At 71.4% G+C, this 19,018-nt stretch carries 13 protein-coding genes; 6 read left to right on the plus strand and 7 right to left on the minus strand.

Annotation, left to right across the window (positions count from 1 at the left end):
• Positions 1-13: 13 nt before the first annotated feature.
• On the minus strand, positions 14-1,132 hold the full coding sequence (gene ygfZ, locus IEY37_RS15465) for a CAF17-like 4Fe-4S cluster assembly/insertion protein YgfZ (RefSeq protein WP_229674491.1): 1,119 nt from the start codon (positions 1,130-1,132) through the stop codon (positions 14-16).
• 197 nt (positions 1,133-1,329) lie between these two features.
• Between ygfZ and coaA the strand changes: the two genes are divergently transcribed.
• On the plus strand, positions 1,330-2,361 hold the full coding sequence (coaA, locus tag IEY37_RS15470) for a type I pantothenate kinase (RefSeq protein WP_188943108.1): 1,032 nt from the start codon (positions 1,330-1,332) through the stop codon (positions 2,359-2,361).
• Between the two features lie 71 nt (positions 2,362-2,432).
• Positions 2,433-3,290 carry an aminotransferase class IV gene (locus IEY37_RS15475; RefSeq protein WP_188943110.1) on the plus strand — a complete coding sequence of 286 codons (858 nt, stop codon included), beginning with the start codon at positions 2,433-2,435 and terminating at the stop codon, positions 3,288-3,290.
• A gap of 59 nt (positions 3,291-3,349) precedes the next feature.
• Here IEY37_RS15475 and IEY37_RS15480 read toward each other — a convergent pair whose 3' ends face one another.
• The 4 genes from IEY37_RS15480 to IEY37_RS15495 all read right to left on the minus strand — a co-directional run bounded on the left by IEY37_RS15480 (position 3,350) and on the right by IEY37_RS15495 (position 8,189).
• On the minus strand, positions 3,350-4,243 hold the full coding sequence (locus IEY37_RS15480; RefSeq protein WP_229674492.1) for a carbohydrate ABC transporter permease: 894 nt from the start codon (positions 4,241-4,243) through the stop codon (positions 3,350-3,352).
• Positions 4,240-5,391: a carbohydrate ABC transporter permease gene (locus IEY37_RS15485; RefSeq protein WP_188943113.1), complete on the minus strand. Its 1,152-nt coding sequence runs from the start codon at positions 5,389-5,391 to the stop codon at positions 4,240-4,242. The genes IEY37_RS15480 and IEY37_RS15485 overlap by 4 nt, the downstream gene beginning before the upstream one ends.
• A 241-nt stretch (positions 5,392-5,632) precedes the next feature.
• On the minus strand, positions 5,633-7,024 hold the full coding sequence (locus IEY37_RS15490) for a sugar ABC transporter substrate-binding protein (protein WP_188943115.1): 1,392 nt from the start codon (positions 7,022-7,024) through the stop codon (positions 5,633-5,635).
• Between the two features lie 73 nt (positions 7,025-7,097).
• On the minus strand, positions 7,098-8,189 hold the full coding sequence (locus IEY37_RS15495; RefSeq protein WP_229674493.1) for a LacI family DNA-binding transcriptional regulator: 1,092 nt from the start codon (positions 8,187-8,189) through the stop codon (positions 7,098-7,100).
• A gap of 388 nt (positions 8,190-8,577) precedes the next feature.
• Here IEY37_RS15495 and IEY37_RS15500 point away from each other — a divergent pair, with 388 nt between their 5' ends.
• A complete protein-coding gene (locus IEY37_RS15500) occupies positions 8,578-10,728 on the plus strand; it encodes an amylo-alpha-1,6-glucosidase (RefSeq protein ID WP_188943117.1) in 2,151 nt (716 codons plus the stop codon).
• On the opposite strand, the gene IEY37_RS15505 is transcribed toward IEY37_RS15500, so the two are convergent.
• On the minus strand, positions 10,692-13,397 hold the full coding sequence (locus IEY37_RS15505) for a sensor domain-containing protein (protein ID WP_188943119.1): 2,706 nt from the start codon (positions 13,395-13,397) through the stop codon (positions 10,692-10,694). The two genes, IEY37_RS15500 and IEY37_RS15505, sit on opposite strands and share 37 nt — an antisense overlap.
• A gap of 321 nt (positions 13,398-13,718) precedes the next feature.
• Between IEY37_RS15505 and pgm the strand changes: the two genes are divergently transcribed.
• Together pgm and IEY37_RS15515 are read left to right on the plus strand one after the other, a co-directional pair.
• Positions 13,719-15,356 carry a phosphoglucomutase (alpha-D-glucose-1,6-bisphosphate-dependent) gene (gene pgm / locus IEY37_RS15510; protein ID WP_188943121.1) on the plus strand — a complete coding sequence of 546 codons (1,638 nt, stop codon included), beginning with the start codon at positions 13,719-13,721 and terminating at the stop codon, positions 15,354-15,356.
• Between the two features lie 105 nt (positions 15,357-15,461).
• Positions 15,462-16,157: a dienelactone hydrolase family protein gene (locus IEY37_RS15515; RefSeq protein WP_188943123.1), complete on the plus strand. Its 696-nt coding sequence runs from the start codon at positions 15,462-15,464 to the stop codon at positions 16,155-16,157.
• A gap of 2,256 nt (positions 16,158-18,413) precedes the next feature.
• On the opposite strand, the gene IEY37_RS15520 is transcribed toward IEY37_RS15515, so the two are convergent.
• Positions 18,414-18,827: a hypothetical protein gene (locus IEY37_RS15520; RefSeq protein WP_188943178.1), complete on the minus strand. Its 414-nt coding sequence runs from the start codon at positions 18,825-18,827 to the stop codon at positions 18,414-18,416.
• Here IEY37_RS15520 and IEY37_RS22830 point away from each other — a divergent pair.
• Positions 18,753-18,983 (plus strand): Fic family protein, encoded by a 231-nt coding sequence (locus IEY37_RS22830; protein ID WP_373298359.1) that lies wholly within the window; start codon positions 18,753-18,755, stop codon positions 18,981-18,983. The genes IEY37_RS15520 and IEY37_RS22830 overlap by 75 nt on opposite strands.
• The last annotated feature ends 35 nt before the right edge of the window (positions 18,984-19,018 follow it).

A 19,018-nucleotide genomic window follows, 5' to 3' on the forward strand; every position in this document is an offset into this window, starting at 1 on the left:
TGCCACGCGGCCGTCAGCGCCGGCGCAGGTCCGCCCACTGCCGGCGGTCCACCGCGGACAGTGGGGTGGCGACCTCGGCGGCGTCGTCGTCGGGATCGACGGCGGCGTCGACGCCGTCGGCCAGCAGCGGAGCGCCGGCCGCGACGCCGCGCTTGACCAGGGCCAGCGCCACCGGCCCGAGCTCGTGGTGCTGCGCCACGGTGCCGACCCGGCCGACCGGGCGGCCCTCGGCGGACAGCACCGTGCTGCCGGTCTCCGGCAGCCGGTCGACCGACCCGTCCAGGTGCAGCAGCACCAGCCGCCGCGGCGGTCGCCCGACGTTGAGCACCCGCGCCACGGTCTCCTGGCCGGGGTAGCAGCCCTTGTGCAGGTGCACGGCGTCGTCGAGCCAGGACAGCTCGTTGGGAATGGTGCGGTCGTCGGTGTCGACGCCCCAACGTGGGATGCGGGCCGCGGCGCGCACCGCCGACCACGCCCAGGACCCGGCGGCCCTGGCGCCGGCGGACAGCAGCCGCGTGGCGACGGCGCCGAGCTCGGCCCGCGGCACCAGCAGGTCGACGGCGCCGGCCTCGCGGCCGACCGGCCCCCGGGCCGTCCCGCCACCGGCCAGCGCCACGGCCGTCCCGGTTGCCGGTGCCTGCTCGACCAGGCCGGCGGCGACCGCCACCGACGCGGCCTCGGGTCCGACGACGCGCAGCTGCGCCCACTCGGCGCCGGCCGGGTGGACCTGCACGTCGGACCAGAAGACCATCCGCTGCAGGTGGTCCAGCAGCGCCGGGACGGTGGCGGCCTCGGTGTCGAGCCACGTCGTGCCGTCCAGGTCGGTGACCCCCAGGTGGTGCAGGACGTGTCCCTGCGGCGACAGCAGCAACGCCTGGGTCGTGCCGCCGTCCGGCAGCTCGCCCAGCTCCTGGGAGGCGAGGGTGTGCAGCCAGCGCAGCCGGTCGGGGCCGGTGATCCGGACGAGCCCGCGGTGCGACAGGTCCACCAGCGCCGCCCGTTCCTCGGCGGCGCGCTGCTCCCGCATCGGGTCGCCGTAGTGCCAGGCCACCCCGGCGTCGGGCCGGTCCGCGGCGACCGCGCCGGGCAGGCCGAGCAGGGGGGAGGTCGGCGGCACGTCGGAACCGGTCACGGCCCCATGCTAGGCGCGCCGGCGACGGTGACGGCCGGTCGCGCGGGCCGTGCCCGGAGCCGGCGGGCACCGCGCTCGCACCCGGCGCCGACCGTGCGTGGCGCGACCCGTCGGGGCCGCCGCGCGGCTGTGATCCCAGCCACCGGACCGGCCGCCGGAGCGGCCGTCGCGGCCGGTGGCGGGCAGACTTGGCGCTCATGGCACGCGAGGACGCAGGGCCGCTGCTCGACCGGGTCGCCGCGTTGATCGAGCCGGGCGGCGACACCGGCGGCGACGGCCCGCGCGGTGCGCGCCGGGCCGGGGTCACCCCGTGGGTCGAGCTGGCGCGGGACGAGTGGGCGGCACTGGCGCAGTCGACGCCGCTGCCGCTGACCGGCGACGAGCTGGCCCGGCTGGCCGGGCTCGAGGACCCGATCGACCTGGCCGAGGTGGAGACGGTCTACCTGCCGCTGTCCCGGCTGCTCAACCTGTACGTCGCCGGGACCGGCGCGCTGCACCGGGTGACCAGCACCTTCCTCGGCGAGCGGTCGGCGCGCACCCCGTTCGTCATCGGCGTCGCCGGGTCGGTGGCGGTCGGCAAGTCGACGACCGCCCGGGTGCTGCGCGAACTGCTCGCCCGCTGGCCCGACACCCCCAAGGTCGAGCTGGTCACCACGGACGGTTTCCTGTTCCCCAACTCCGTCCTCGAGCAGCGGGATCTGATGGGCCGTAAGGGGTTTCCCGAGTCCTACGACCGGCGCGCGCTGCTGGAGTTCGTCGCCGCGGTCAAGTCCGGCGCGCCCGAGGTGCGGGCCCCCAAGTACGACCACCTGACGTACGACATCCTCCCGGACGAGCAGGTCGTGGTGCACCGCCCGGACGTCCTGATCATCGAGGGGCTGAACGTGCTGCAGCCCGCCCGGCCCGGGACGGACGCCAGTGCGCTCGCGGTGAGCGACTTCTTCGACTTCTCGATCTACGTCGACGCCGACACCGCCGACATCCGCCAGTGGTTCGTCGAGCGGTTCCTGCGGCTGCGGCAGACCGCGTTCGCCGACCCTGACTCGTTCTTCAGCCGGTTCGCCGCCGTGCCCGACGATCAGGCCGTCGAGCTGGCCATCGGCTTCTGGTCGGCGATCAACGAGGTCAACCTCGTGGAGAACATCCTGCCGACCCGGGGCCGGGCCAACCTGGTGCTGACCAAGGGGCCGGACCACAGCGTGCAGCGGGTCCGGCTCCGCAAGCTGTGACCGGCGCGCCGGCCGGCGGCGCCGGTCCGCGCGGGCCGGTCGCGCCGCCGGGGCTGGCATACGCTCCGCCGGTGACCGGTACCTCGCTGGTGGCCCTGCTCGACGGGCGGTTGCTCCCCGCCACCGAACCCCTGCTGCGCCCCGACGACGCGGGGGTGGTCCGCGGCGACGGCGTCTTCGAGACGACGCTGGCCGTCGACGGCGAGCCCCGTGACCTCTCGGAGCACCTGGACCGGTTGGGCCGGTCCGCGGCCGCGCTCGAGGTCGACATCCCGGATCGAACGGAGTGGTCGCGGGGCGTCGACGCGGTCCTCGCCGACCGGCCGGCGGGGCAGTGGTCGGTGCGGCTGACCGCCACCCGCGGACCCGACGACGGCCCCGCCACCTGCTTCGTGGTCCGCAGCCCGGTCGGTCCGCGGCTGCTCGCCCAGCGGCAGGGGATCGGGGTGCTCGCCCTGGACCGCGGGTTCGACGGCCCCGCGGTGGCCCGGGCGCCCTGGCTGCTGGCCGGGGCGAAGACGCTGTCCTACGCGACCAACATGGCCGCGCTGCGCTGGGCCGCCGCGCACGGCGCCGACGACGTGGTGTTCGTCGGGACGGACGGGACGCTGCTGGAGGCGCCGACCGCGACCGTCGTGCTGGCCCGCGGCCGGTCGCTGGTGACACCGCCGCCCGAGGGCATCCTCGCCGGCATCACCGCCGAGCGGCTGTTCGCGGCCGCGGCGGCGGCCGGCTGGGCGATCGCCCGCGAGCGGGTGACCGTCGCCGACCTGTTCGCCGCCGACGCGGTGTGGCTCACCTCGAGCGTGCGGCTGCTGGCCCCCGTCACCACGGTCGACGGCCGCGCGCTGCCCGCCGGCCGCCGCGCTGGTCTGACCGGGGAGCTGGCCGCGCTGCTCGACATGCCCGCGCCGGCCGCCGTGGGCTGACGGCGCACCGCCCGGTCCGTCCGGGGCGGCGTCGCACCGCGGCCCGCGGTGCCGGGCCGTCAGCCCTTGACGGCCCCGGCGCCCGCCCCCCGGACGAAGTACCGCTGGAACACGAAGAACACGACGGCGACCGGGATGGTCATCAGCAGCGCGGCCGCCATCTTGAGCGGGAACTGGTTGCCGCTGCCGAGCGACCCGGACGCCAGCGTGGCGACGCCCTTGGTCAGGGTGTTCAGCTTGGGGTCCTGCGCCGCCACGATGTAGTGCGGCAGCTCGTTCCACGACGCCTGGAACGACAGGATGGTCAGGGTGATCACGGCCGGGCGGGCCATCGGCAGCACCACCGACCAGAACGTCTTGAAGATCGAGGCGCCGTCGATGCGGGCGGCCTCCTCCACCTCGACCGGGATGTTGACGAAGAACTGCCGCATGATGAACACCCCGGCGGCGTCCGAGAGCAGCGGCACGATCAGCGCCCAGTAGGTGTTGTACATGTGCAGCTGCACCAGCACCAGGTACTTGGGGATCAGCAGCACCACGCCGGGCACCGCCATGACGGCGATCAGGGCACCGGAGATGGCCGTCCGGCCGCGGAAGTGCAGGCGTGCCAGCGCGTATCCGGCGAGCGAGTCCAGGAAGACCCGCCCGATCGTCACGAAGAACGTGACGAACACGGAATTGAAGAACCAGCGCGGGAAGTCGGCCTGCCCGAGCTGCCGGAAGGCCTCCAGCGTCCAGGTGCCGGGGATCGGGTTGAGCGGCGATCCGGTGGCGTCCGGCTCGGTCTTGAACGAGGTCCCGATCTGGATCAGGAACGGGTAGATGTAGATCAGCGCGAAGAAGATCAGCACCAGGTACGCCAGCCAGCCGAACCGGGACCGCCGGGTGTGCAGCGGCGCCGGCAGCGCCTCGGTCGGGCCGGCGGAGCGGCGGCCGGCCAGGGTGGTGGTCACTTGCCCTCCCAGGAGGCGAAGCGGCGGCGGCGCGGCAGGGTCTTCCGCTCGCGCATGACGAACCGCTGGATCAGGCTGAAGACGACGATGATGGCGAACAGGATGAACGCGATCGCCGCGCCCTGTCCCCACTTCCCGTCGGTGAACGAGGTCCGGTACGACAGGAACGCCGGGGTCAGCGTGGTGTTCGAGGGCTGGCCCTGCGACATGATGTAGATCGCGTCGAACACCTGCCAGGTGCCGATCAGCCCCAGCGTGACTACCAGGTACAGCGTCGGCTTGAGCTGCGGCAGGATCACCTTGCGGAAGGTCTGCCAGCCGGAGGCGCCGTCGACGGCGGCCGCCTCCTCGATGTCGGCCGGGATGTCCTGGAGCGCGGCCAGGAACATGAGCATGAAAGTGCCGCCGGTGGTCCACACGGCGAGCACGATGATCGCGCACATGGCGATGGACGGACCCGAGAGCCACTGCCACCAGGACAGTCCCAGGAACCGGTGCGCCGACAGCCAGGACGGCGGGTTGTCGGTGTCGACGCCGAGCGCGCCGAGCAGCAGCTGCAGCACGCCGCGCGGGTCGGCGAACCAGTTGGGGCCGCGGACGCCGAACCACTGCAGCACCGCGTTCACCACGCCGCTGGCGTTGAACAGGAACAGGAACACGATGGCGATCGCCACCGAGCTGGTCACCGACGGGAAGTAGAACGCCGTCCGGAAGAAGCCCTTGCCGCGCAGCCGCCGCCGGTTGAGCACCAGCGCGAGCCCCAGCGCCAGGATGGTCTGCAGCGGCACCACGAGGATGACGTAGTAGAGGTTGTTGCGCAGCGACGTGGCCAGGTTCCGTTGCGCCAGACCGGACTTCCCCAGCAGGGCGTCGTAGTTGTCCATCCCGACGAAGTGGGCGCCGAGCGGCGACCCCTTGCCGGTCCAGTCGGACAGCGACACCCACAGCGCGGCGAACACCGGGAGCAGCAGGAACAGGCCGATGATCACGATCGTCGGGGTGACGAACAGCCAGCCGGCAGCACCTTCACGCCCGCGGATGCCCGGTCCCTTGCTGCGGCCGCGACGGGGCGGGCGGGCCGGGGCGTCGAGGGACGCGGCCTGCCCGAGGGTCTGCTCGAGACCCGGCTGGCCCGAAAAGGTCGTCATGGCGCGCTCCGATGGCGGTGTCCGTGGGGGTGTCCGTGGGGGTGTCCGTGGGGATGCCCGTGGACATGTCACTGCAGGGATCGGCGGTGGGCGGGGCCGCTGCCCACGTGGTGCCGGTGCCGCCCGGCCGGGCGTCGGCCGGACGGCACCGGGGCTGGTGGGTGGCCACCGGGGCGGCCGTCCCGCACCGCGCGAGTGCGGAGCGGGACGGCCGGCCGGCGAACCGGTGGGTGCGGTGCGGTCAGCCGCCGAGCGCGCTGGACAGGTTGTCCTGGACCGAGTCGAGGATCTCCTTGGGATCCGCGGTGGCCAGCGACTGCAGCTGCGAGTTGAAGTCGTCGAGCACGTCGGTGATGCCCGGCGCCGAGACGACGCCCTTGGCGTAGGCGACGCCGTTGACGAACGGCTGGTTGGCCGGGAAGGCCTTGAGGTACTGGGCCTGCGCCGACTGCACGGACGGGATGACGCCGAACGCCTTGGCGAACTCGAGCTGCTGCGGCGTGGACGTCAGGTACTCCACGAGCGCCTTGGCCTGGTCGGGGCTCTTGGTGGTGGCGGAGATGCCCCAGCAGTTGGTGAAGGACAGCGTGCCCTTGGTGCCGGTCGGGCCGGCCGGCAGCTCGGCCACCGTGTACTTGACGTTCGGGTAGTCGGCCTTGAGCGAACCGAGCAGCCAGTTGCCCTCGATGGTCATCGCGGCCTGCTGCTTGCCGAACGCCTCACCGGCCCACGACGCACCCAGGTCCTTGGGGAACTTCAGCGCGCCCTCGGTGACCAGCTTCTTGACGAAGGTCAGCGCCTGCACGTTCTGCTCGCTGTTGGCGGTCGGCTTGCCCTGGTCGTCGACCAGGTAGGAGCCGTTCTGCACCAGGAACGCGTCCATCCGGTCGCGCTCGGGCGAGACGGACAGGCCGGCGACGTTGCCCTGGGTCAGCTTCTTGGCGACGGTCTCCAGCTGGTCCCAGTTCTTCGGGACGTCCGCGTCGGTCAGGCCGGCCTTGGCCCACAGGTCCTTGTTGATGAACAGGGCCAGCGTCGAGAAGTCCTTGGGCGCGCAGTAGAACTTGCCGTCGTAGGTGAAGGACTGCTTGAGCGCCGGGTAGAAGTCGTTCGCGTTCGACAGCGAGTCGGCGTAGTCCGCGAGGTTGCCCGCCTTGGCGTAGTTCGGGAACTGGTCCGCCCCGACGTAGAAGACGTCCGGCGCGTTGTTCGACGAGAAGCCCTGCGCCAGCTGCTGGACCAGGTCCTGCGCCGGGGTGACCGTGACGGTGGACCCGCTCTGCTTGCCCCAGGCGGCGGTGGCCGCGTTCAGGGCGTCGGTCTCGGCCTTGCCGGACGAGCCGAACAGCAGGGAGAGCTTGGCCGCGGGCAGGTTCGCGGTGCTGCCCGAGCCGCCCGACGTGGCGGCCGACGACCCGGCGGCCGACGACCCGGCGGCCGACGACCCGGCGGCGGACGACCCGGCCGCGGACGACCCGGCCGCGCTGGAGGACGACTCGACCGTCGAGGCGGCGGACGAGGACGAGGACGAGGAGGACGAGGACGACGACCCGCCGCCGCAGGCGGCGAGCGTCAGCAGCAGGGCGACGCCGGCGGCGCCCCCGCTGATCCGGGTCAGTTTCCGGCGGTTCATCAGATGCGGTTCTCTTTCTCGTGGAGGTGGCCGGCGCGGTCGCGCCGGCCGGGTGGCGGGCCGGACCGGGAGGTCACGGCGGCCCGGAGGACGAGTCCCGCACCACCAGGCGGGGTGCGAGCAGCAGCCGCTCGGGAGTGTCGGCCCGGCGGGGATCCTCGACCAGCTCGGTGACGAGCCGGGCGCACTCGGAGGCGACCTCGGACAGCGGCTGGGCCACCGAGGACAGGCCGACCAGGGCGGCGATGTCGGTGTCGTCGAACCCGGTGACGGCGACGTCACGGCCCGCGATCCGGCCGCGGGCGGTCAGTGCGGAGAGCACGCCCAGTGCCAGCAGGTCCGAGGCGCACACCACGGCGTCCGGCCGGACCGTGTCGAGCAGCGCGTCGGCCGCCCGCCGCGCCTCCTGCGGGTCGTTGACGCTGCGGCCCGGTTCCGGCGCGGGCAGACCCGCGGCGGCCACGGCGGCGGCCCACCCGGCGAGCCGGTCGTCGCCCACGGCCGAACCCGCGGGCCAGCCGAGAAAGGCGATCCGGCGACGCCCCGCGCCGACCAGGTGCCGGGTGGCCTCCGCGGTCCCGGCCGCGCCGTCGACGTCCACCCACGGGTGGTGGTCCGAGTCGTCCCACGGGCGCCCGAACGTCACGCACGGCAGGCCGGCGCCGGCCAGGTGTGCCGTTCGGCGGTCGCCGGGGTGGGTGGTGGTCAGCACGACGCCGTCGATGTCCCAGCGGCCGCGGAGCTCGGTGTAGGCGGCGATCTCGGCCTCGTCGTCGCCGGCGGTGTAGAGCATCACCCGGTAACCGCGGAGGTCCGCCGCCTCGGTGAGCGCGTGCAGGAACCGGTCGAAGACCTTGTCCCCGGCGGAGAGCTCGACCCGCAGGCCGAGCAGCCGGGACCGCCGGGTGCGCAGTTGCTGGGCGGCGCGGTGCGGCCGGTACCCCAGCTCGGCGATGGCCGCCGACACCCGCCGCGCCGTCTCCGCGCGCACCAGGTGCGGGAGGTTCAACACGTTCGAGACGGTCTGCCGGGACACGCCGGCGCGAGCGGCGACGGAGTCGAGCGTGGGCCGCGGGTGGGTGACGTCCGGGCGCACGCCGTCCGGCGGTCCGCCGGCGGGGGGACCTGCGGTCCCCGCGTCGACGTCGGGCCGGGCGTCCGTCACGGGGCCTCTCTTCGTCGAGATCGCAGTCCAGTCCGGCGGTGTGAGCGGACGGTGCCGCCCACGGCGGGCCCTGCCGGAGGCGGCGCCGGACCCCGGGGCGGATCGCTCCGGCAGCCGGGTGATCGGCTTGGAACGATCCAATCGTTGGTCGTAGTGTTCTGGCGGTCACCGGGGGCTGTCAAGTGCGCCGCCACGGCCGCGGGTCACGATTGCGCCACGGCGCGACCAGCCTGCCCGGTCCGGTGGCGACGCGGCCCCGCGCCGGGCCGGCGCCGGGGCAGCCGATCCCGACGGCGCCGATACCGGCGAGAATGGGCGCCCACGATGCGGCGCCGGGCACGGCAGCGACCCTGCGACGCAGGGCAGGCGACACAGAGAGGGGTTCAGCGTGGCGGAGTCGCTACCGGACGGCCGGAGCGGCAGCGGCGCGGTCGTCGCGCGGGCACCCGGGCACCCGGCCACCGGGCGCCAGCCGTTGCTGCACGATGCGGTGACGTCGCTGCGGTCCCCGACGACGGTGTTGTCCGGCGCCGACGGGCAGATCGGGGCGGCGCCGGCCCACGGCGTGTACTGCGCGGACCTGAGGGTGCTCCGCTCCGCGTGGGTCGCCGTGGACGGGACGGCGCCGGAACCCGTGTCCGGGGCCGTCTCCGCCGCGGACACCGCCGAGTTCGTCGGCGTCCTGCGGTGGCTCGGCAATCCGGGTGCGGATCCCACGGTGTGGCTGCGGCGCCGGCGGACCGCCCGGGTGGACGGCATGGCCGAGACCCTCACCCTGGTCAACGCCTCCACGGTGCCGGTGGCCGCCGAGCTGACGCTGACGCTCGCCGCCGACCTGGCGGAGATGGACCGGGTCAAGTCCGGCGACGCGACGGTGGACCGGCCGCTGCGCGTGGAGGACGGCGCGGTGTCGGTGCGCGGCCCGCACGTCGGTGTCGTGGTGAGCGCTCCCGGGGCATCGGTGGCGATCGCCGAGGACCCGGCCGGGGCGGACGCCGCCACCGGCACCGTCGCCGCCGTGGGCTGGACGGTCACCGTGCCGCCGCGGTCCGAGCAGGCGGTGAACTGGTTGGTGCGGGTGCTCGACGCCGGAGCGGTGGTGGTCCCGCCGACCGGCGCCGCGGCCGTGCTGCCCGAGGTGTCCGCGGACGACCGGCGTCTCGGGCCGCTGGTGGCGCGGTCCGTGCAGGACCTGGCCGCGCTGCGGATGGCGACACCGCAGTCACCGGAGGACGTCTTCTACGCCGCCGGCAGCCCGTGGTACCTCACGCTGTTCGGCCGGGACTCGCTCTGGGCGGCGCGGATGACGCTGCCGCTGGGCACGGAAGCGGCCGCCGGCACCCTCCGCACGCTGGCCGCCCGCCAGGGCGACCGCGAGGACGAGCGCACCGCCAGCCAGCCCGGGAAGATCCTGCACGAGGTGCGCCGCCCGCTGGTCGCGGCCGACGGCGGCCCGGCCGAGGGCTTCCTGCCGCCGGTCTACTACGGCACCGTCGACGCCACCCCGCTGTGGGTCTGCCTGCTCGCCGACGCCTGGCGCTGGGGGATGCCCGCCGACGAGGTGGCGGCGCTGCTGCCGGCGGCCGAACGCGCGCTGGACTGGTTGCGCCGGGACGGCGACCAGGACGGCGACGGCTTCCTGGAGTACATCGACCGGTCCGGCCGGGGCCTGGCCAACCAGGGTTGGAAGGACTCCTCGGACGCGGTCCGGTTCGCCGACGGGCGCATCGCCCGGGGTCCGGTCGCGCTGGCCGAGGTGCAGGGCTACGCCTACCAGGCGGCGACCGCCGGTGCCGCGCTGCTCGACGCCTTCGGCCGGCCCGGCGCCGACGAGTGGCGCCGCTACGCGGCGGACCTGGCCGTGCGGTTCCGCGAGCGGTTCTGGACCGCCGACGACCTCGGCCGGTACCCGGTGCTGGCGCTGGACGGCGACAAGCGCCCGGTCGATGCCCCGGCATCCAACATGGGGCACCTGCTGGGCACCGGGATCCTGTCCGCGCCGGAGTCCCTGGCCGTCGCGGACCGGCTGGTGCACCCGTCGATGTCGAGCGGCTTCGGCGTGCGCACCATGTCCTCGGCCGCCGGCGGGTACTCGCCGCTGAGCTACCACTGCGGCTCGGTGTGGCCGCACGACACGGCGATCGCCCTGCACGGGTTGCTGCAGGACGGGCACGTGCGCCAGGCGGCCGAGGTCGTGGCCGGGTTGCTCGCGGCGGGCGAGGCCTTCGACGGCCGCTACCCGGAGCTGTTCGCCGGCTTCGACGCGGCCGACCTGCCCACCCCGGTGCCGTACCCGGCGTCCTGCCGTCCGCAGGCGTGGTCGGCGGCGGCGGCCGTGGTGCTGGTGCGGGCGCTGCTGGGACTGGACGTCGACGTGCCCGCGGGCCGCATCCGGCTGCGCCCGCTCCCGGTGGCCGGCGCGCTGGACGTGCGGGGGCTGCGGGTGGCCGGGGAGCGCTTCGGGGTCCGCGTGGACGCGGACGGCACGGTCCGCGACGTCGACTACGCGGGCCAGCTGGACGTCGTGATCGGGTCCTGACCCGCGCGCTGGACCAGCCGGCGGAGCGCCTCCGCGCCCTCCTCGGAGGCCTCGGCCGACGTTCCGGCGGCCCGCGCCGGCGCGCCGGTGAGAGCGGCGAGCAGCTCGGCCTCCGGGAGCGGCCGACCCAGGTGGAAGCCCTGGGCCAGCCGGCAGTGCTTGTCCAGCAACCAGGTCGCCTGCTCCGGCGTCTCGACGCCTTCGGCGACCACCGCCATGTCCAGTGCCGCGCCGATGGCCAGGATGCCGCGGATCACCGCCTCGCAGGCGGGGTCGTTGCCGATGCCGGCGACGAAGTTGACGTCCACCTTCAGCAAGTCCACGGGCAGCTCGGTGAGCCGCGCGAGACTGCTGTACCCGGTGCCGACGTCGTCGATGGCGAAGCGGACGCCCAACTGCTGCAACCGGTCCAGGTCCGCCCGGACCGCGCCCTCCAGGGTCGGCGCCTGGGTCTCGGTGAGCTCGAGCACCATCAGGCCGGGCGGGATCCCGTGCCGCTCCAGCGCTTCGGTGACGCTGCGGTGCAGCCCGCCGCTCTGCATCTGCCGTCCGGACACGTTGACGTGCACCTCGGGCGTGCTGGACCCGCAGCGGCTCAGCCAGTCCGCGGCCATCCGGCACGACTCGTCCAGGGCCCACTCGCCGAGCCCGACCACCAGGTCGCTGTCCTCGGCGACGTCCAGGAAATCGCCGGGCCCGAGCAGGGTGCCGCTGGGGTGGCGCCAGCGCAGCAGCAGCTCGACGCCGACGACGTGCTGGGTGGCCAGGTCGACGATCGGCTGGCCCCACAGCTGCAGCCCGCGGCCGCCGGCGTTGAGCGCGTCGCGCAGCTCGCCGTCGATCCGGATGCGCCGCACGGCCGCGTTGTGCCGCTCGTCGCCGGCCGGCAGGTGGTGCGCGTCCAACCGGATCCGGCCCTTGCCCGCCCGCTTGCCCGCGTACATGGCCTCGTCCGCCCAGGCCATCATCTGTTGCGGGGTGCAGTCCGGCACCGACAGCGCGACGCCGATGCTGCCGCCGACGGCGAACGTGTACTCGCCGATGTGGTGCGGCTCGTGCAGCCGCGCCAGGATGCGCTCGGCGATGCGCACCGCGGCGGCGTCGTCGTGGATCTCCGGGCAGACCACCACGAACTCGTCGCCGCCCAGCCGGGAGACCGTGTCGCCGGGCCGGGTCGCGCCGCGCAGCCGGTCCGCCACCTCGACCAGGGTGTGGTCGCCTGCGGCGTGGCCGGCGGTGTCGTTGACGGCCTTGAAGTCGTCCAGGTCGATGTACATGACCGCGACCCGGGACCGGGTCCGGCCGGACGCCGACAGCGCGTGGTCGATGCGGTCCATCAGCAGGGCGCGGTTGGGCAGCTGGGTCAGGTTGTCGTGGAGCGCCAGGTGGGTGAGCCGGGCCTCGAAGTCCTTGCGGACGGTGATGTCCTCGACCTGCGCCACCATCGATCGCCCGACCACCGGGTCGGTCGTCTCGTTCAGGTGCAGCAGGATCCAGATGTCGTGCCCGTCCTTGGCGACCCAGCGGCGCTCCGGGCTCATCTCGACATCGCGGTGGCGCAGCACGTTTGCGATCCGCTGGTCGTAGAGCTTGCGGTGCTCCGGGTGCACCAGGTCTCGCAGGGTCATCCCGAGCAGCTCGTCCTCGGAGTACCCGGTCAGCCGGCTCAGCGCCGGGTTGACCCGGAGGAACTTCCCCACCGTCGAGCGCTCCAGGCTGATCAGCATCATGCCGTTCGGCGCCGACTCGAAGGTGTCGCGGAACTGGCGCTCGCTGGCCTGCAGCTCGGCCTGCGTCTCGGACAGCGCGGTGATGTCGGTGCCGACCTTGACGTAGCCCTCGATCGTGCCGGCCTCGCTGCGCACCGCGCCGGTGGAGTCCAGGACCCGCAGACGCCGGCCGTCTGCGGCCAGGTAGGTGCACTCCACCGAGCGCGCGCCCGGGCCGCTGTGCGCGTCCGCGGACCGATCCAGCATGGTCCGGAAGGCTGCGTCCGCGTCCGGCCCGCCGAACAGCTCGACCAGCTCCGCCGGATCGTGCAGCTCGACGGCGTTGCGGCCGACCATCTCGTCGGCAGGGCGGCCGAGCAGCTCCTCGGCGCCGGAGTTCCAGGCGATGACCCGCCCCTCGACATCCAGCGCCAGCACGGCCTGCGGGGTGGCCCCGAGGACGCCGGTCAAGAGCTGCAGGGCCCGGCGGAACTCGCGCGCCGTCGCGTTGAGCTCGGTGACGTCCTGGACACAGCCGATCATCAGGGCGCCGCCGCCCCGCTCCTCGACCCGGAAGCGGGCCAGCATCTGCCGGGTCCGGCCGCCCATCTCCAGGCGGAAGTCCTGGGTGGTGTCCCGCCCGGTCTCCCTGGCGATCTCGAACGCCAGGCCCATCTCCTGCGCGTCCTCGGCGGGCAGCAGCGCGCGCAGCTCGTCGACGTGCAGCGGCGGCAGCTCCGGGGACCGGCCGAAGATCCGGTACATCATCGGGGACCAGGACATCTCCCTGGTCCGCAGGTCGTACCGCCAGCTGCCGACCTTGGCCAGGTCCTCGGCGTTGCGCAGCGAGTCGGCGTTGTCCTTGGCCCACTGGAGCGCGCCAGCCAGCTCGAGCTCGAGCTCGGCAATGCGGCGATCCCGGTCGTCGAGCACGGCCAGGGGGTCGTCGCGGGTCGTCATCCCACCGCGTCCCGTGCGGAGTTCGGGAACGGGCCCGATCTGTCCATGACGCAAATCCTATGGCCGAGAGAGGGTACGGGAATGATCATCCCGAGATATCACTCGATCCGACCGAAACGGTCCGTACCGTCCTCACCCAGGGTCGGGACAGGGCCGGGTGGACGCCCGACGCGCCTAGCGGAAGCGCCGCACGACCGCCTCCTGACCACGGAGGGTGACGTCTCTCGGTCGGTGGGTGTCGGTGGGTGACCGGTGTGCGCCTCCGACCGGCACGGTCGGCGCGCTGATGCCGCCCCGGTCGGCGTGCGGTTGAATCCCTGCATGGACCCGCGCGCAGGGCAGCCCGCCCAGGCCAGTGACCTCGTCGACGTCGACGCCCTGGTGGCGGCGTACGAGGACCTCCACCCCGACGTCTCCGATCCGGCCCAGAAGGTGGTGTTCGGGACGTCCGGGCACCGGGGGTCGGCGCTGGACACCGCGTTCAACCGCGACCACATCCTCGCCATTACCCAGGCCATCTGCGAGTACCGCGCGTCGCAGGGCACCGACGGGCCGCTCTACCTGGGTGCGGACACCCACGCCCTGTCCGCGCCGGCGACCAGCACCGCGCTCGAGGTGCTCGCGGCCAACGGGGTCACGGTCATGCTCGACGCCAACGACGGCTACACGCCGACACCGGCGGTGTCGCACGCGATCCTCAAGGCCAACCGGGGCCGCACCAGCCGGCTGGCCGACGGCATCGTCGTCACGCCGAGCCACAACCCGCCGCGGGACGGCGGGTTCAAGTACAACCCGCCGAACGGCGGCCCCGCCGACACCGACGCCACCTCCGTGATCGCGGCCCGGGCCAACGAGCTGCTGGCCGCGGGGCTCGACGGGGTGCGGCGGATGCCGTACGAGGCGGCGCGGAACGCGGACACCACCGGCTACTACGACTTCCTGTCCTCCTACGTCGGCGACCTGGACGCGGTGCTGGACATCGACGCGATCCGGTCGGCCGGGGTGCACATCGGCGCCGACCCGCTGGGCGGGGCGTCGGTGGCCTACTGGGAGGCGATCACCGAGCGGCTGCGGCTGGACCTGACCGTGGTGAACACCGTCGTCGACCCGGCGTGGAGCTTCATGACGCTGGACTGGGACGGCAAGATCCGGATGGACTGCTCGTCGCCCTACGCCATGGCCTCGCTGGTGCAGCGCGCCGGTGAGTTCGACATCGCCACCGGCAACGACGCCGACGCCGACCGGCACGGCGTCGTCACCCCGGACGCCGGGCTGATGAACCCGAACCACTACCTCACGGTCGCCATCGACTACCTGTACCGCAACCGGGCCGAGTGGCCCGCCGACGCCGGTGTCGGCAAGACCTTGGTGTCGTCGTCGATGATCGACCGGGTCACCGCGGACCTGGGCCGACGGCTGGTCGAGGTGCCGGTGGGCTTCAAGTGGTTCGTGCCGGGCCTGATCGACGGATCGATCGGCTTCGGCGGCGAGGAGTCGGCCGGGGCGTCGTTCCTGCGCCGCCGCGGGACGGTGTGGACGACGGACAAGGACGGCATCCTGCTCGCCCTGCTGGCCTCGGAGATCCGTGCGGTGTCCGGGAAGTCGCCGTCCGAGCGTTACCGCGAGCTGACCGAGCGGTTCGGCGACCCGGCGTACGCCCGGGTGGACGCGCCAGCGAGCAAGCCGGAGAAGGCCAAGCTGGCCAAGCTGTCGCCGGACGACGTCACCGCGGACACCCTGGCGGGGGAGCGGATCACCGGCAAGCTGGTGAACGCGCCGGGCAACGACGCGCCGATCGGCGGCCTCAAGGTCACCACCGAGAACGCCTGGTTCGCCGCCCGCCCGTCCGGGACCGAGGACGTCTACAAGATCTACGCGGAGTCGTTCCGCGGGCCCGAGCACCTGGCGCAGGTGCAGGAGCAGGCCCGGGAGGTCGTGTCGGCGGCGCTGGCCGGCTGACCGGGCGCGGGGCGGCCGCGGCGGCGTGCCATCATCGGCAGGGTCGCGCGGGCGGCCGCCGGGAGCGTCGCGGACCGCGGCGCCCGGCACGGTCGAGGAGGATCCATGGTCGACGAGAACGCCGAGCACAACGTCAGTTTCCCCAGCGGCGGCGGCGAGGCGTTCGGCTTCCTGACCGTCCCGGAGTCCGGTGAGGGTCCGGGTGTGGTGGTCATCCAGGAGTGGTGGGGGCTGACGACGCACATCGCCGAGATCACCCGCCGGCTCGCCGCCGAGGGCTTCGTCGCGCTGGCGCCGGACCTGTACGGCAAGCGCACCACCCACGACGCCGCCGAGGCCAACGACCTCCTGCAGCAGCTGCCGGTCGACCAGGCCGTCCGGGACCTGGGCGGGGCCGTCGACTTCCTGCTCGACCTGCCGTCGGTGACGTCCTCGACGGTGGGCGCCATCGGCTTCTGCATGGGCGGAGCCTTCGTGCTGCGGCTGGCCGCGGCGCAGGGCGACCGGGTGTCCGCGGCGGTGCCGTTCTACGGACTGCCCGGGCCGGAGGTCGACTGGAGCGGGGTCACCGCGGCGGTGCAGGGCCACTACGGGCGGCAGGACCACAGCATCGACCTGGACGCCGTGCAGCAGATGGCCGACACCGTCCGGAAGACCGCTCGCGGTCCGGTCGAGATCCACGTCTACGACGCCGGTCACGCCTTCTACAACGACGAGAACCTCATCGGCACCTACGATCCGGCGGCCGCCGAGCAGGCCTGGGGTCGGGCGGTGGCGTTCCTGCGGGAGCACGTGCGCTGATGCTGCCGCGATCTCGGGTGGCTTAGGAGGTGGTCGGCCAAAGTCATGTCCGGCTTGCTTCATCACCAAATCCGGTGTTCAACGCGTTTGATATCGCTCCGCTGCCACGTTCCCGCGGTCACAGTGGTGGCGACCCAACCGCAGCGTGGCCGTCTAGGGCTACCGCCACGAGCAATCGGATGGGAACCATCCGCAGGATGAGCCAAGTGGCCGTGAGGCCAATCTGGGCTAACGTGCTGCAATGAAGCTCGATACGGCCCTTGCACGAGGCTACCTCCCCCAGGAGCTCCCGCCCTGCTTCAGTTCGGTGACGTTCGCGGCGGCAGCTGCTTCGCTCACCTTGCCGCCGGATCGGGAATGGACGTCGCCGGCACGCTTCAGTTTGGTACGAGCAGGTGGTCTACGTCGGTCAGCGGAAATACCAAACCCGTTCAGCCACCTGTTTGTAGCTCGGGAATGTTGCGACAATTGGTCGCAATTGCAGCGCCTCACGGCCGGTAGTGCGATTTCGATCAGTCGACCAGTACGCGGCGCGAGCCCGAGATCTGTGAAGTACTTCCGTCCCATCGAGTCCTGGAGTAGGGAGCTTGTTACACGAATGCCGGGGGGGCGGGTGACGCTCAAGACGGACATAAGTCAGTTCTACCCGTCGGTCTATACACACGCGGTGGACTGGGCAATCCGTGGCAAGCAGCGTGCGAAGCGAGACTTGAGGGCGTCGGGGCTCGGTCCACGGCTTGACCGATTGCTTCGCAATTCGCGCAGTGGACAGACGATTGGACTATCGGTCGGACCCGACACGTCGTGGCTTATTGCTGAAGTGGTACTAGCGCGGATCGATCGGGAACTCGTCGCCAAGTTCCCGCGGTTGACGCGTCGCTGCGCCCGGTTTGGTGACGATATGACGTTTTATGCGGCCTCCTACGACGAGGCGCATGACGTCCTAGCAACTTACCAAGGACTCCTCCTTGATTACGAACTTGCGCTCAATCCGACCAAGGTGGCCGTGATTGATGGCCTGGATCCCGTAGAACCTCGCTGGATTCGCCGCTTGCGGGCACACCGATACCGAAGCGATTCGGACACCAATCTTGCTACGGATATAGTTGACCTTTTTGACTCGGCGTTCGATGAGCGGCAGCGATTCGCCACCCAAGGCGTACTAAGTTATGCCATTATGCGCTGTAATCCCTTCCCGGGAGGGCCCACGAGTTGGCCCCTATTCCGCGACCTTGTCTTGGCTGCAGCGGGCTTAGAGCCCAGTACCCTCAGACACTCGTACGAGGTGCTCCGTTTCGCGAAGGATCGCGGACTGCCGGTCAACGACGACCGAGTAGCAGAGGTCATGAACGAGCTTCTCGTACGACACGGTCAACTGGGACGAGGATACGAAGTGGCTTGGATTCTTTTCATGATGCGAGAACTAGACGTTCGACTTGAAAACGAAAGCGCGGAAGTGGTATCTCACGTCAACGACGCTTGCTCTCTCGTAATCCTTCGGGATCTCTGTGAGCAGTCTCCGCACTTGCGCGCGTCCGTTGACTTCGATCAGGCTACACGTCGTGCTGAGGCAGAAGGCGCACTTTCTGGCAGTGATTGGTTAATGGCGTACGAGTTCCGGCGCAACAAGTGGGCTAGGCCTTGCAGGTGGGACAAGTCGCCGTCTTGGAAAGCCCTACATTCAGCTGATGTCTCGTTTTACGTGCCAATGCGCAGGATGCCGAAGCCCAAGCTACGGCGGTGGAAGCCTCAGTTCCTCAACGCTTGGCCATATCCGGTGCGGTAGGCCTCAGAGCCGTCATATGAGGCGGAAGTTGCTCCGTCAACCTGAGGAGGCGCCCTGACAGCAATGAGAGGATAGCCTGGTAGTTGCTCCCATCGCTGAGTGGCGGCAACGAGTTCGCCCCACTCTGGCCGCGTCAGGCTGACCTTTGCGGCTCAACAGTGCGTCATTGTCAATTGGCGGCTCGACGCCAATAGGGTTGTATAGTTCGGCTAGCATCCCTTAACGTGACGGACAGTGCTTCGAGGAGAGGACGGCACGTGCGCCCCTTCACCGACGTCTCGGTGCTCGACGGAAGTCCTTACTCCTTTGAGGATGGGAGTGGTTTTCGTAGCGTGGGGGCAGATGAGGCAAGGATTAGGCTAGGTCTGGATGAGGCACGTGAGAAGTTGGTAGCCAGCCTCTCCGGGCAAGTCGAAGTAGCGCAGCAGCAGGAGTCTCGGGAAATTTATGAAAGCAACAAAATTGAGGGCCTAGGACCAAGTCTTGAACGCACGGCCGAGCTTCTGTTGAAGCATCGAGGTGATGAGGTCCGGGATCAGGGCCATCCAGTCAACCAGCTGCGACATGTGGTGAGACGTATCAATAGGTAGCGAAGTCGTGTGCTCACTACCCTCAATTGCGTTGGGGAAGGTCTTATAACTTCCTGCGAACCACTCACCGACACAAATCTGCGCGTGTAAACCCCGGATGTCCGCTGCCGACAGGACCATGTTTGGCTCCTTCGCCAAGTCGAACGCAATCTTTCGCGCGGCGGCGAGTCCTAAAACTTCAACCAGGTTGTGATCCGACGAGACGCTGGCGAGGAGCATGTGCTGGAACAGCGGCTGAATGGGCAGAGGCCAAGTACCGTAATCGCCGCCGTCGTCCACGCCTGGCTTGCTCATATACACCCTTTCCCAGACGGCAATGGCCGACTAGCAAGGATCTTGATGAACGCGACATTGATGAGGGCAGGGCTACCCCCGGCAATTATACGTCATAAGACGGATGGCAGTATGTACATTGCTGCACTAGCTGTACTGCTCGGAGAGGTTGGTTGAGCGGGTGTGATGACACGATCTGATTGATCTTGTTC

The organism is Nakamurella endophytica (assembly GCF_014646215.1).
Classification (GTDB): Bacteria; Actinomycetota; Actinomycetes; order Mycobacteriales; family Nakamurellaceae; genus Nakamurella; species Nakamurella endophytica.